10 protein-coding genes are annotated in these 14,049 nt (G+C 72.8%); 5 read left to right on the top strand and 5 right to left on the bottom strand.

The features are described from left to right. The first annotated feature begins 21 nt into the window (after positions 1–21). Positions 22–480: a hypothetical protein gene (locus LPC08_RS18540; protein WP_230449714.1), complete on the top strand. Its 459-nt coding sequence runs from the start codon at positions 22–24 to the stop codon at positions 478–480. 80 nt (positions 481–560) lie between these two features. On the opposite strand, the gene LPC08_RS18535 is transcribed toward LPC08_RS18540, so the two are convergent. After that, positions 561–1,799, bottom strand: a complete 1,239-nt coding sequence (locus LPC08_RS18535; protein ID WP_230449713.1) for a Zn-dependent hydrolase — start codon at positions 1,797–1,799, stop codon at positions 561–563. A gap of 54 nt (positions 1,800–1,853) precedes the next feature. Here LPC08_RS18535 and LPC08_RS18530 point away from each other — a divergent pair, with 54 nt between their 5' ends. Further along, positions 1,854–3,410, top strand: coding sequence for a D-aminopeptidase (locus tag LPC08_RS18530; RefSeq protein ID WP_230449712.1), 1,557 nt, complete (start codon positions 1,854–1,856; stop codon positions 3,408–3,410). A gap of 529 nt (positions 3,411–3,939) precedes the next feature. Here LPC08_RS18530 and LPC08_RS18525 read toward each other — a convergent pair. Genes LPC08_RS18525 through LPC08_RS18515 form a run of 3 tightly spaced genes read right to left on the bottom strand, consistent with a single transcriptional unit; the run spans position 3,940 to position 8,061 of the window. After that, a complete protein-coding gene (locus LPC08_RS18525) occupies positions 3,940–4,800 on the bottom strand; it encodes a polysaccharide deacetylase family protein (RefSeq protein ID WP_230449711.1) in 861 nt (286 codons plus the stop codon). 22 nt (positions 4,801–4,822) lie between these two features. Further along, positions 4,823–6,190: an ABC1 kinase family protein gene (locus tag LPC08_RS18520; protein ID WP_230449710.1), complete on the bottom strand. Its 1,368-nt coding sequence runs from the start codon at positions 6,188–6,190 to the stop codon at positions 4,823–4,825. Then, the gene (locus LPC08_RS18515) at positions 6,187–8,061 is read right to left on the bottom strand and encodes a M3 family oligoendopeptidase (RefSeq protein WP_230449709.1); all 1,875 of its coding nucleotides are present in this window, start codon (positions 8,059–8,061) and stop codon (positions 6,187–6,189) included. The genes LPC08_RS18520 and LPC08_RS18515 overlap by 4 nt, the downstream gene beginning before the upstream one ends. A 100-nt stretch (positions 8,062–8,161) precedes the next feature. Between LPC08_RS18515 and LPC08_RS18510 the strand changes: the two genes are divergently transcribed. From LPC08_RS18510 to LPC08_RS18500, 3 genes are all read left to right on the top strand, one after another. Continuing rightward, the gene (locus LPC08_RS18510; protein WP_230449708.1) at positions 8,162–9,889 is read left to right on the top strand and encodes an AMP-dependent synthetase/ligase; all 1,728 of its coding nucleotides are present in this window, start codon (positions 8,162–8,164) and stop codon (positions 9,887–9,889) included. 5 nt (positions 9,890–9,894) lie between these two features. Then, positions 9,895–10,461: a P-loop NTPase family protein gene (locus LPC08_RS18505; RefSeq protein WP_230449707.1), complete on the top strand. Its 567-nt coding sequence runs from the start codon at positions 9,895–9,897 to the stop codon at positions 10,459–10,461. A 454-nt stretch (positions 10,462–10,915) separates the two neighbouring features. Next, positions 10,916–11,644: a class I SAM-dependent methyltransferase gene (locus tag LPC08_RS18500; protein WP_230449706.1), complete on the top strand. Its 729-nt coding sequence runs from the start codon at positions 10,916–10,918 to the stop codon at positions 11,642–11,644. Positions 11,645–11,685: 41 nt separating this feature from the next. Here LPC08_RS18500 and LPC08_RS18495 read toward each other — a convergent pair whose 3' ends face one another. Beyond that, positions 11,686–14,049 (bottom strand): glycoside hydrolase family 65 protein, encoded by a 2,364-nt coding sequence (locus LPC08_RS18495; protein WP_230449705.1) that lies wholly within the window; start codon positions 14,047–14,049, stop codon positions 11,686–11,688.

The raw sequence follows: 14,049 nt of genomic DNA, 5'->3' as shown, positions 1-14,049 counted from the left end.
GCTTCGTCCGACAATGGCCGCATGAGCGACCAGGGATCGGACTTCTCCTTCGACGCCGCCAGCATCCGCGCCTGGATGGACCGCCGGCGGGCGGAGCAGGCGGAGGAGGCGCGCCGCGCCGCGCAGCAGCGCCGGCAGGAGCGCGGCGCGCTCCACCGCGCCTTCCGCGAGCGCCAGGTGCCGCCGGATGCGCTGGAGCGGCTGCAGACCCTGATCCGCCGGGCGGCGATGCGGGGCGAGCGGGAGGTGCTGGTGATGCGCTTCCCCTCGGACTGGATGACGGATAGCGGCCGCTCCGTCACCAGCGGCCAGCCGGACTGGCACACGCGGCTGGATGGCTTCGCCGCCCGCGCCTACGACTTCTACCGGCGCGAGCTGCAGCCGCGCGGCTTCGTGGTGCGCCCCGTCATCATGGACTACCCGGAGGGCAAGCCGGGCGACGTCGGCATCTACCTGAGCTGGAAGTCCGAGGATCCCTGAAGCGGACCTCCGTATCCCCGCGGCGGTGCCGGCCCCCGGGGAGGGGCCGCCGGCGCCGCGCGCCGGCTACCCCTCGCCGGCTACCCCTCCAGGTAGCGTCGCGCGCCCTCGGCCAGGACGCGCAGGCCCATGGCGAGGTCCTCGGGCTTCGTATCCTCCGCCCAGTGGTGGCTGATGCCGCCGATCGAGGGCACGAAGAGCATCGCCGCCGGCATCTTCCGCGCCAAATACTGGGCGTCGTGCCCGGCGCCGGAGGGCATGTGGCGCCACCGTCCCGGCGCCAGGGCCTCCGCGGCCCCGGCCAGAGCCGCCTGGAGCCCCGGGTCGCAGAGGGCGGGCTTCGACTGGCTCACCACCTCCAGCGTGGCGGTGCAGCGCTCGCGCCGGTTGCTCTCCCACACGGCGCGGCGCAGCACGCCGTCGAGGCGCTCCAGTACCTCCATGGAGATGTCGCGGAACTGGAACAGCACCTCGGCGCTGCCCGGGATGATCGAGGGCGCACCGGGCTCCAGGGCGATGCGGCCGCAGGTCCAGACGGTGCGCTCGCCGCAATGCTTCGGGAACTCCGCGTCCAGCCAGGCCAGCATCCGCACGGCGGCGAGGCCGGCATCCCGGCGCTCGATCATGGTGGTGCCGCCGGCATGGTCCTGCATGCCCTCGAACAGGATGCGGTACTGCCAGATCGCCACGATGCCGGTGACGACGCCCACCTGCTCGCCCGCATTCTCCAGCGTCGTGCCCTGCTCGATGTGCATCTCCAGGAAGCCCTTGTGGCGGCCTTCCTCCAGGGCGAGGCGCGGCTTGCCGGCCAGCCCCGCCTCGGCCAGCGCGTCGCGCAGCGGCTTGCCGTGGTAGCGGTTGGCGAGGCGGTCGATCTCCGCCTCCTCCAGCAGCCCGGTGAAGGAGCGCGAGCCGATGAAGGAGCCGTAGTGCCCCTCCTCGTCGGCGAAGGCGACCACGTCCACCGGCAGCCCGGCGCGGGCCAGGGCGAGCGCGGAGACGACGCCCAGCGCCCCGTCCAGCCAGCCCGCCTGGTTCTGCGATTCGATGTGGCTGCCGGCGAGCAGCTTCGGCCCCGGCCCGGGATGGCGGCCGTAGACGTTGCCGATGCCGTCGATGGTGGGCTCCAGCCCCGCCTCGGCCATGCGCTCCATCAGCCAGCGGCGGGACTCCATGTCCTCGGGCGAGAAGGTCGGGCGGTGGACGCCCGTCCTGTACGCCCCGATGCGGCGGAGCGCGTTCAGGTCGGCGAGGAAGCGGTCGGTGTCAGGCTGGATCGGCATGCCCGGCAGGGTGGCGGGCGCCCGCCGCCGGGACAAGAGCCTCGCGTCCGGCACTGGCGGCCGGCCGCGCCAGCCGCAACACTGCCGGGCATGACCGATGCCGCCGCCCTCGACCGCGCCCTCGCCGCCCTCCCGCGCGCCTATCCCGGACCGGGCGGCGCGGCCGCCATACTGCGCCGGGGCGAGGTGGTCGCCCGCCATGCCTGGGGCTGGGCCAATGCCGAGCGGCGGATCGCCTTCACGCCGCGGACGCTGTTCCGGATGTGCTCCCTCACCAAGCAGTTCACCTGCGCGACGCTGCTGGACGCCTTCCCGGACCCCACGGTGCTGGACGGCGACCTGCGCGCCCGGCTGCCGCGGCTGGAGCAACCGGCGCCGGGCATCCTGCACCTGTGCCACAACCAGTCCGGGCTGCGCGACTACTGGGCGGTGGCGATGCTGCACGGATCGCCGGCCGAGGCGCCCTTCGGCGATGCCGAGGCGGAGCGGGTCATCGCCGGCACCCGCACCCTGCATTTCGCGCCGGGCACGCGCTATTCCTACGTCAACCAGAACTTCCGCCTGCTCTCCGACATCCTGCAGGAGCGCACCGGCCGCGGCTTCGGGGAGCTGCTGCGGAGCCACGTCCTCGACCGTGCCGGCATGGGCGGCGCCCTCCTCGCCGCCGACACCCGCGCCATGCCCGACGGGACGGAGGGCTACGAGGGCAGCCAGGCCGGCGGTTTCCGGGCGGCGGAGAATCGCGTGCTGTGGACCGGCGATGCCGGGCTGGGCGCCAGCCTGGACGACATGATCGCCTGGGAGCGCTGGATCGACGCCACCCGCGACGATCCGGATTCGCTCTACCGGCGGCTCTCGGTGCCCGTCGCCTTCGCCGGCGGCGCGTCGGCGCCCTACGGCTTCGGGCTGGGCCGCGGGCAGGAGTTCGGACGGGCGCTGACCGGCCATGGCGGCGCCCTGCGCGGCTGGCGTAGCCACCGCTTCTACCTGCCGGCGGAGCGCGTCTCGGTGGTGGTGATGTTCAACCACCTCTCCGACGCCCACGCGGCCGCGCTGGATCTGCTCGCGGCCGTGCTGGGCGAGGCGCGGCCGGCCGCGCCGGAGCCCGTGCTGCCGCCCAGCTGGCTGGGCGCCTATCGCGAGCCGGAAAGCGGCCTCGCCGTCCGCATCGACGCCGCCGGCCCCGGTACGCTGCGCCTGCGCTACGGCCATTCGGCGGAACGGCTGGAGCTGCGCGAGGACGGCAGCGCCGACAACGGGCGCACCCGGCTGCGCCAGGCCGCGGACGGGCTGTGGATGGACCGGCCGCAAGAGAACCAGAGCACCCGCCTGCAACCCTGCGACGGCGCCGCCGCGACGGACATCGCCGGCCGCTACCGCTGCGCCGAGCTGGAGGCGGAGGTGACGGTCGTGGATGCCGGCGGCGTCCTCTATGGTGGCTTCTCCGGCTTCCTGGGCCAGGGCCGCATGGAACTGCTGGAGCCGATCGGGCCCGACCTCTGGGCGCTGCCCTGCCCGCGCGCCCTGGATCATACCCCGCCGGGCGACTGGACCCTCGCCTTCCGCCGCGACGCAACCGGCGGGATCGAGGGCCTCACCCTGGGCTGCTGGCTGGCCCGCGGGCTGGATTACCGCCGCATCGGCTGACAGGCACCGCGCGATTCGCCGGCCTGGCCCGTTGTGCTATGGTGTTCCGGCGTCGGACTGGGAGGGGACGCCGTCCCCTCCCAGACCCTCCCCTGCCGGGGCCACAAGCGGGCCCCGGTCCCCGCTGGGAGTTGGCTCTTCGCGGTGAACGTCAGCCTCCGGGCTGAACCCTGACGGAGCTCGGACAGGCGGGACTCCGAAAAAGCTTCAAAGGCGTCAGCGAGAACAGAGGCCGTACCTGCCGAGGAGCATGGCTCCTCGGCGCATCGACCCCGTCGCAGGCTATCCCGCGGCAGCGCTGATCGGGTCCAGGGCCCGCAGGGTCCTGGCGGAGTGGGGGTACGGGGGCGAGGCAGAGCCTTGCCCCCGGGCCACGGGCGCCCCCCCCCCCGCGCCGGCACGGACCAGGGCATCGCGTCGTTCGCTTCAGTCCGTCGTCCGACCCTTGTCGCGAGTGCCAGACTCCCGCAGGGGCCCGGGGTGCGGAAGGGGGGAGGGCGTCCCCGGCCTTGCGCCCGGACATCCGGGATCATGCGGCGGATCGCTGCTGCCGGAGGGACTCCTGCACCTCCGGGCGAAGCGGCCCGGCCAGGGCCCGGGTCAGCGACACGCCGCGCAGCCCGGCGGCGTCCAGCGCCGCGAGCAGGCGCGGCAGCACCGTCAGGATCACCGGCTGCCCGGCGGCGTCCTTCCGCCATGTCCCGTCGTGCAGCAGCAGGATGTCTCCTGCTGCCAGCCCTTGCAGCAGGCGGCGCAGCACGCGATCCGCATCCGCCAGCAGCGCGTCGGCCCCGCGCCGGGTCCAGGAGACGTAGCCCAGCCCGGCGCCCGCCAGCACCGGGTCCAGCAGCGGGTTGCGCAGCCCCGCCGGGGGGCGGAAGAAGCGCGGCGCCTCGGCGCCCGCCTGCATCAGCGCGGCCTGCGCGCGCAGGATCTCCCGCCGCTGGGCGAAGGGCCCGCGCAGGGCGAAGCTCAGCGGATGGGTCTGGGTGTGGTTCTGGACGTCGTGGCCGCGCCGCAGGATCTCCCGCACCAGTGCCGGATGCCGGGTGGCCCGCTCGCCGATCAGGAAGAAGGAGGCCGTGGCGCCCGCCGTCTCCAGCAGGTCGAGGACGCGTGGCGTCACCCCGGGGTGCGGACCGTCGTCGAAGGTCAGCGCCACCTCGCCGCGCGCCGCGCTGGCGGGCGGCAGGCGCGAGAGGTTGGGGCCCAGCAGCGTGCTGCGCGGCCGCATGCCGACCAGCCCCAGCACCGCATGGTCGGCCGCCAGCACGCCCAGCACCCAGGGCCAGACCCCCGGTGCAGCCCCCAGGGCCAGCAGCCCGGCGCCGTGCAGCCAGAGCGAGGCGCGCACCGCCGGGGTCGGCACCCAGCGGGGTGGCCCGGCCATCCCGGACGGGGGCTGCGGGGTGCTAGGCCGCGCCGGGAACACCAGCACGGCGCAGCGCCTCGGCCTGGCGGGCGGCGAGGGCCGCCTCGTCGTAGCCCTCGATCAGCTCGCGGAACATGCGCCGCCAGTTCACCCGCGCCTTGAGGCGTAGGAAGACGCTGCCCAGCCCGACGGTGGCGCGGTCCATCAGCACGAACTCGCGCGGCGGGCGGACGCCGCCGGTGCGCTTGAGGCCGGCATGCACCTCCTCGGCGACGCGGCGGCCGTACATCGGGTCGTCCGTCTCCTGGATCGGGCGGTCTCGGTCGTCGAGGAGGGGCTCGTGGACGAAGCGGGCCCATTTCATCAGGACCTCCATCGTCTCGCGCTTCAGGTCGGGGAAGCCCCATTTCTCGAAGGCGTGCGCGGCCTTGTCGTCGTCGCCCTCCTCGATCGCCTCGAACAGCATCAGCGTGCCCGTGACGAAGCGCGGCGCGAAGACGCGGATGGTGCCGAAGTCGAGCAGGTTGATGCCGTGATCCGCCTGCCGCACCTGGTAGTTGCCCAGGTGCGGGTCGCCGTGGATCACGCCGTAGTGGTAGAAGGGCACGTACCAGGCGCGGAACAGCGTGCGCGCGTAGTCGTCGCGCTCCTCCTGCGAGGGGTTCTCCTCCAGCCGCTGGAGGATGGAGCGCCCCTCCAGCCAGGTCATGGTGAGCAGGCGCTTCGTCGTCAGCTCCGGCACCGGCTCCGGCACCCGGACGCCCCGCACCCCGTCGAGCATGAGGCCATAGAGCCGCATCTGCGACGCCTCGCGCTCGTAGTCCAGCTCCTCGCGCAGGCGCTCCGACAGCTCCTCGTAGACGTCGCCGCTCTGGATCGCGGGGTCCATGCGGGCGTAGACGCCCATGGCGAGGCGGAGCTGGCGCAGGTCCGCCTCCACCACGCTGGGCATGTCCGGGTATTGCAGCTTGCAGGCGACCTCGCGCCCGTCGGGCAGGGTGGCGCGGTGGACCTGCCCCAGCGAGGCCGCGGCCGCCGCCTCCTGCCCGAAGCTCGCGAAGCGGGACTGCCAGCTTGGGCCGAGTTCGGTAGACATGCGTCGGCGCACGAAGGGCCAGCCCATCGGCGGCGCGTTGGATTGCAGCGTCGCCAGCTCGCGCGCGTATTCCTCGGGCAGCGCGTCGGGGATGGTGGAGAGGAGCTGGGCGACCTTCATCATCGGGCCCTTCAGCCCGCCCAGCACCGCCTTCAGATCCTCCGCATGGGCGGACTTGTCCGTCTTGATGCCGAGGTAGCGCTCCCCCGCGACGCGGGCGGCGATGCCGCCCACCGCGCCGGAGGTGCGGGCCATGCGGCGGATCTCGCCGAACAGGCTGCCTTCGCGCCGCTGGTCGCCGTTGCCGCTCATGCGGTCCTTTCCTGCGCCGGGCGCTCCAGCTCGGCGATGAAGCCCGCGATCACGTCCAGGCCCTTGGCCCAGAAGGCGGGGTCGGAGGCGTCGAGGCCGAAGGGGGCCAGCAGTTCCTTGTGCCGCAGCGTGCCGCCGGCGCGCAGCAGGTCGAGGTACTTGCGCTCGAACTCCGGCACGACCTTCGCCTGGTAGACGCCGTAGAGCGCGTTCACCAGGCAGTCGCCGAAGGCATAGGCGTAGACGTAGAAGGGCGAGTGCACGAAGTGCGGCACATAGGCCCAGTAGACGTGGTAGTCCGGCGTGAACTCGAAGGCCGGGCCCAGGCTCTCCGTCTGCACCTGCATCCACAGCTCGCCGATCCGCTCGGCGGACAGCTCGCCCTTGCGGCGCTCGTCGTGCAGCAGCGTCTCGAAGCGGTAGAAGGCGATCTGCCGCACCACCGTGTTGAGCATGTCCTCGACCTTGCCGGCGAGGAGGGTGCGGCGGCGGACGGGATCGGTCTCCGCGTCCAGCACGGCGCGGAAGGTCAGCATCTCGCCGAAGACGCTCGCCGTCTCGGCCAGGGTCAGCGGCGTGCCGGAGCGGAGATAGCCCTGGTCGGCCGCCAGGATCTGGTGGACGCCGTGCCCCAGCTCATGCGCCAGCGTCATCACGTCGCGCGACTTGCCGTGGTAGTTCAGCAGCAGATACGGGTGGACAGCGGGCACGGTCGGGTGCGCGAAGGCGCCGCCCGCCTTGCCCGGGCGCGGCGGCACGTCGATCCAGGGGTTGTCGAAGAAGCGCCGGCCGATCCGCGCGAGCTCCGGCGAGAAGGCGGCATAGGCGTCCAGCACGCGGGTCCTCGCCTCGGGCCAGGGGATGGTGCGGTCCTGGTCGTCCGGCAGCGGCGCGTTGCGGTCCCAGTGCTGGAGCTTCGGGAGGCCCAGCCACTTCGCCTTCAGCGCGTAGTAGCGGTGGGAGAGGCGCGGATAGGCGTCGCGCACGGCGGTGACCAGCGCGTCCACCACCTCGTCCTCGACCATGTTGGCGCGGTTGCGCGCCGAGCCGGGGCGGGGGTAGCGGCGCCAGTTGTCGATGATCTCCTTGTCCTTGGCGAGGGTGTTGGTGATCAGCGAGAACAGCCGGATGCGCTCGCCGAAAGCGGCGGAGATGCCCTTCGCCGCCGCCTCGCGCCTCGCGCGGTCCTTGTCGGAGAGGCGGTTCAGGGCATCGGAGACGGTCAGCTCCTCCTCGCCGACCTTCACCTTCATCGCCGCCATCGTCTCGTCGAACAGGCGGTTCCAGGCGGCGCGGCCGGTCACCTCCTTCTCGTGCAGCAGCTTCTCCACCTCGTCGGAGAGCTGGTGCTCGCGGAAGACGCGCAGGTCGCGCAGCCAGGGCTCCCAGGCGGCCAGCGCGGGCGAGGCGGCGAGCTTGCTCGCCAGCACCTCGTCCTCCAGCCGGTTCAGCTCCAGGGTCAGAAAGATCAGGTGGCTGCCGATCGCCGTCGCCCGCTCCTGCATGGTCTGGTAGAAGCGGCCGTTCTCCGCATCGGTGGCGTCGCCCGAGAAGCGGAGCTGGGCGAAGGACATGGCCCGGCCCAGCACCTCCTCGATCCGCTCGAAGCGGGCGATGGCCCCGGCCAGCGCGTCGCCGGACAGCGCGGCCAGCTTGCCGGCATGGGCCGCCTCGAAGGCCACGGCCTCCGCCTCCGCCCAGTCCAGGTCGGCCGCCAGCTTCGGGTCGTCCGCGCCGGCATAGAGGTCCGACAGGTCCCATTCCGGCAGGCTGCCGGCCGCCTCGCTGCTGCCGCCCCGTCCGACCGTGTCCAGCACCGGGGAAAGGGGGGCGGCGGAACGATCGCCGCTCGGAACGGTCGGGAGGCTCATGGAGACGGGGTCACCTTACAGGACAGACGGACGCCCCACCGATATATGAGCAGGGCGGTCGGGACCAAGGCCGGGGCGGACACGTGACAGGGATGACGGAATGCCGGGACACTGGACCAGCCTGCCGGGGATGATGCTGGAACTCGCCGTGCAGCGCGGCGAGGCGCCGATGCTGCGGCACTGGTCGGGCGGGGCGTGGCGCCAGGTCAGCTGGATCGGCTTCGCCCGGGACGTCGCCGCCCTGGCCGCCGGGCTGCGGGCGCGGGGGGTCATGCCGGGGGACCGGGTGCTGCTGGTCAGCGAGAGCCGGCCGGAATTCCCCGTCGCCGACACGGCCATCATGGCCATCGGCGGGGTGACGGTGCCGACCTACACCACCAACACCACCGCCGACCACGCCCATATCCTGCGCGACTGCGGGGCGCGGGCGGCGCTCGTCTCCTCGCCCCGGCTGGCGAAGCAGGTGGCGCAGGGCGCCGCGGACGCCGGCGGGCTGGACCTGCTGGCGGTGATGGACGCGGAGAAGGGGGAGCTGCCGGAAGGCGCCGTGCCCTGGTCCGACCTGGCCGCCGGGCCCGGCGACCTGGACATGCTGCGGGCCGAGGCGGAGCAGATCCCGGCCGGGCGGCTGGCCTGCCTGGTCTACACCTCCGGCACCGGCGGCACGCCCAAGGGGGTGATGCTGCCGCACCGGGCGATGCTGGCCAACCAGCGCGGCCTGGCGGAGGTGGTGTCGCGGCTGCACCTCAACGGCACGCCCTACCTCTCCTTCCTGCCGCTCTCCCATGCCTACGAGCACACGGTGGGCAACTTCCTGCTCCCCTCCCTGGGCATGGAGGTGGTCTACAGCCGCGGCGCCGACCGGCTGGCCGCCGAGCTGCAGGACGTCTCCCCCACCATCGTCACCGCCGTGCCACGGCTCTTCGAGGTGCTGCGCGGCCGCATCCTGGCCGGGCTGGAGAAGGAGAAGCCCTGGCGGCGGCGGCTGTTCGAACGGGCCGTGGCGCTGGGCCTGCGCAAGCTGGACGGGCCTCCCCTGAACCTGCTGGAGCGGGTGGAGGATACCGTGCTGGACCGGCTGGTGCGGGCCAAGGTGCGCGACCGCTTCGGCAGCCGGCTGGTGGCGCTGGTCTCCGGCGGGGCGCGGCTGGACCCGGACCTGTCGGGCTTCTTCCTGGCGCTGGGCGTGCCGGTGCTCCAGGGCTACGGCCAGACCGAGGCGGGGCCGGTGGTCAGCGTCAACCTGCCCTGGGACAACCACCGCCGCACCGTCGGCCACCCGCTGCCGGGGGTGGAAGCCCATATCGCCGGGGACGGGGAACTGCTGATCCGCGGCGACCTGGTGATGGACGGCTACTGGAACGACCCGGTGGCCACGGCCGCCGCCCTGGCCCATCTGCCGGGCGACCCGCCGGATTCGCCGCCCTGGCTGCACACGGGCGACGTGGCGACGATCGAGGAGGGCCGCATCGTCATCCGCGACCGCAAGAAGGACTTCCTCAAGACGCTGGGCGGCGACATGGTCAGCCCGGCCAAGATCGAGGGCCTGCTGATGGCCGAGCCGGAGATCGCCCAGGCGGTGGTGGCCGGGGAGGGGGCGCCCGCCATCGTCGCCCTGCTGGTCCCGGCCGAGGGCGCCGACCCGGCGCAGGGGGTGGCGAAGGCGCTGGAGCGGGTGAACGCGAAGCTGTCCAACGTGGAGCGGGTCCGGCGCTGGAAGGCAGTCCCGGCCTTCACCCTGGAGGAGGGGCTGCTGACCCCCACCATGAAGGTCCGCCGCCGCGCCGTGATCGAGCGCTACGCCGCCACGCTGAGCGAGCTGACCTGACCGCCGTGGCGGCCCGCCCGCCCCTGCGGATGCACGTCATCGGCGCCTCCGGCAGCGGCACCTCCACGCTGGGGGAGGCGCTGGCGGCGCGGCTGGGCCTGCCCTGGCACGACACGGATGATTTCTACTGGGTGCCGACCGACCCGCCCTACACCACGCGGCGGCCGGTGCCGGAGCGGCTGGCGCGGATGAACGCGGCGCTGGACGATTCGCGGGGCTGGGTGATGAGCGGCTCGCTGATCTCCTGGGGCGACTCGCTCACCGAGCGGCTGACCTTCGTGGTCTTCCTCGCCCTCGACCAGGGGGAGCGGATGCGGCGGCTGCGCGCGCGCGAGGCGTCGCGCTACGGTCGCCGCATCGGGCCCGGCGGCGACATGCACCAGGGCAGCGTGTCCTTCCTCGATTGGGCAGCGTCCTACGATACGGCCGGGCTGGAGACGCGCTCGCGCCGGTCGCAGGAGGCCTGGCTGGCGCGGCTGCATTGCCCCCTGCTGCGGCTGGACAGCCTGATGCCGGTCGGCACTCTGGTGGAGGCGGTGCTGGCGCGACTGGAACAGGGTGGCCGGGACTGATACGGACGGTGCGGTGCCGTTGATCCGTGCCGGCGTGGCGCCCGTTCCCCGGGGGCAAGGCGCTGCCTCGCCCCCGTACCCCCCACTCCGCCAGGACCCTGCGGGCCCTGGACCCGATCAGCGCTGCCGCGCGGTGGTGGTGACGGGGTCACGGCGCCGAGGAGCTTGGCTCCTCGGCGGGTACGGCCGCAGCCCTCGCTGACGCCCTCTGAAAGCTTTCTTCAGAGTCCCGCCTGTCCGCGTTCCGTCAGGGATCAGCCCGCAGGCTGACGGCAGCCATGAAGCACCAAACTCCCAGCGGGGACCGGGGCCCGCTTGTGGCCCCGGCAGGGGAGGGTCTGGGAGGGGACGGCGTCCCCTCCCGGTGCCGGCGCTGGAACACCACAGCACGACCGGTCAGGTCATCCCGCCGTCGGTATGATACCGGCCCACCTCGGCCGAGAAAGGAGTGGGCATGGCCCAGAACATCTACGACACGCCGGATTTCTTTGCGGGCTACAGTCGCTTGCCGCGCTCGGTGCAGGGGCTGGACGGGGCGCCCGAATGGCCTTCCCTGCGGGCCCTGCTGCCGCCGCTCGCCGGTCGCCGCGTGGTGGACCTGGGCTGTGGCTTCGGCTGGTTCGCCCGCTGGGCCGCGGAGCAGGGCGCGGCCGCCGTACTCGGCCTTGACCTGTCGGAGCAGATGCTGGCCCGCGCCCGGGTGGAGACGGCCAGCCCCGCCGTGGCCTACCGGCGCGCCGACCTGGAGTCGCTGGACCTGCCCGGGGGCGGCTTCGACCTGGCCTACAGCTCCCTCGCCTTCCACTACGTCGAGGACTTCGCCCGGCTGGCCCGGACCATCCACCACGCGCTGCTGCCCGGCGCCGCCTTCGTCTTCTCCATCGAGCACCCGATCTACATGGCGCCCTCCCGCCCGGGCTGGATGGCGGCGGAGGACGGGCGGCGGGTCTGGCCGCTGGATTGCTACAGCCTCGAGGGGCCGCGCGTGACGGACTGGCTCGCCCCGGGCGTCCGGAAGTACCACCGCAGCCTGGGCATGACGCTGAACACCCTGATCGTCGCCGGCTTCACCCTGCGCCATGTCGAGGAGTGGCATCCCGATCAGGCCCAGCTCGCCGCCCATCCGGAATGGGCGGAGGAGATGGATCGGCCCATGTTCCTGCTGATCGCCGCCGGGCGCTGACCCGCGGCCGCGGGGCCTTTCCCCCGGCGGGCGCGGTCGCCCTATTCCGCCGCCGGCGGCGGGTTGGGGCGGGTCACGGGCCCGGCCTCCGGCTCCAGCCGCAGCGCCTCCCCGGCATGCTCGATCTCGAGCGGCCCGCCGTCCAGCAGCTCGTAGCAGGTTTCCGCCGCCGTCATGGCGGCGCGCAGCCGCGTCCCACGGATGCAGAGGTGGAAGGTCATGCCCTTCCAGCGGGCCGGGAGGCGGGGAGAGAAGGCGATACGCCCGCCATGGTCCGTCAGCCCGCCGAAGCCATAGACCAGCGCCAGCCAGGTGCCGCCGATCGCGGCGAGGTGCGCGCCGTGCTTCACGTTGCCGCCGATGTCGGACAGATCCATGGTCGCGGCGTTGTCGAAATAGTCCATCGCCCGCTCGGCATAGCCGATCTCGCTGGCCACGATGCTCTGGATGCAGACGGAGAGCGAGGAATCGTGCGTGGTCCGGGGGTCGTAGAAGTCGAAGTTGCGCCGCTTGTGGTCGCGCGTGAACTGCTGGCCCAGCAGGAACATCGCCAGCAGCACGTCCGCCTGCTTGATCACCTGGTGCCGGTACAGGTTCAGCGGGTGGAAGTGCAGCAGCAGCGGGTACTTCTCGCGCGGGGTATGGGCGAAGTCCCAGGGCTGCTTGTCCAGGAAGCTGTCGTCCTGCGGGTGGATGCGCAGCGTCTCGTCATAGGGCAGGCACATGGCCGAGGCGGCCCGCTCCCATTCCTCGATCTCGGCGACGTGCAGCTCCGTGCGGCGGACCACGGTGCGCCAGGCCTCCGGCTCCTGGGCCTGGAAGCGGCGCAGCACGGAGGCGGCGTAGGCGAGGTTCTCCCGCGCCATCAGGTTGGTGAAGTAGTTGTTGTCCACCAGCGCGGCGTACTCGTCCGGTCCGGTGACGCCGTTGATGACGAAGGCGCCGCCGCGGCGCGGGTTGTACCAGCCCAACGTCACCCAGAGCCGCGCCGTCTCGACCAGCATCTCCGCGCCGTAGCGGCGCAGGAAGTCCTCGTCGCCGCTGACCTCCACATACTTCCGCATGGCGTAGATGATGTCGGCGTTGATGTGGTACTGCGCCGTGCTGGCGGCGAAGTAGGCGGAGGCCTCGTTCCCGTCGATGGTGCGCCAGGGGTAGAGCGCGCCGCGGTGCCCCAGCTCCTTCGCGCGTGCCCGCGCCTGCGGCAGCTGCTGGTGGCGCCGCCGCAGCAGGCTGCGGGCGATGCGCGGCGCGGTATAGGTCAGGAAGGGCAGGATGTAGATTTCCGTGTCCCAGAAGTAGTGCCCCTCATAGGCGCGCCCCGTCAGCCCGCGCGCGGCGATCCCCGCCCCGTCGACGCGGCGGGAGGCCTGGAGGAGCTGGAACAGGTTCCAGCGGATCACCTGCTGCTTGCGCGCATCGCCGCGGATCTCCACGTCGCTCGTCGCCCAGAAGGCGGCTGCCGCCTCGGCCTGGCCGGCGGCGATCGCCTCGAACCCCGCCTCCTTCGCGTCGCGCAGCGTCCAGCTCACCTGGTCGCGCAGCTCCTCCGGCGCGCGGCGGTCGTCGAAATGGTAGCCCATGTACTTGGTCAGCCGGATCGGCAGGCCGGGACAGGCATGGATGCGGTACTCCACCCGCACCATCTCCTCGTCGGCGCTCACCTCGACGCTGTTGTGGCACTCCGTGTCCAGAACGTGGTCGATGCCGCAGGCGACGGTCTGGCGCGACCAGGCGGTGCTGAAGCTCAGGATGCCGCCCGTCTCCAGCGGGCGCTGCCCGGCCGGGCGCAGCACATGCGCCTCGAAGGCATGGCCGGCGCGCGGGTCCTCGACGCCGTCGTCGCGTTCCACCGGCGGGCCGGCGTTGCGCAGTTCGGAGACGATCATCAGGTCCGCATCCGCGTCCTCGGACACCACCTCCATGTGGATGCAGGCCAGGTGGCGGTGCGTCAGCGAGACCAGGCGCCTGGTGGTCAGCCGCACGTGCTTGCCGTTGGGCGTGGCCCAGACGATGTCGCGCTCCAGCACCGCGCGCCGCATGTCCAGGCAGCGGCGGTAGCGCAGCGTCTCCTGCCGGCCCAGCACCAGCGGGTCGCCATCGACGAAGAGCTGCAGGATCTTCCCGTCCGGGCAGTCCAGCATGGTCTGCCCGCGATCGGGGAAGCCGTAGGCCGTCTCGCCGTAGACGATCTTGCGGTACTCGAAGAAGCCGTTGAGGTAGGTCCCCGGCTCGCGGACCGGATGCCCTTCCTCGTGGCTGCCGCGCAGGCCCAGATAGCCGTTGCTCAGCGCGAAGATGGTCTCCGCCTCCTCCGTGAACTCCTGCGCGAAGGCGCGGGAGTCCAGGCGCCAGGGGTCGACGGGGAAGATGTCGGCGGGCGGGCGGAAACGGGCACGGAGCAT

This window comes from Roseomonas sp. OT10 (genome assembly GCF_020991085.1).
GTDB classification, from domain to species: Bacteria; Pseudomonadota; Alphaproteobacteria; order Acetobacterales; family Acetobacteraceae; genus Roseomonas; species Roseomonas cutis.
This window is presented reverse-complemented; position numbering and strand designations above follow the sequence as displayed.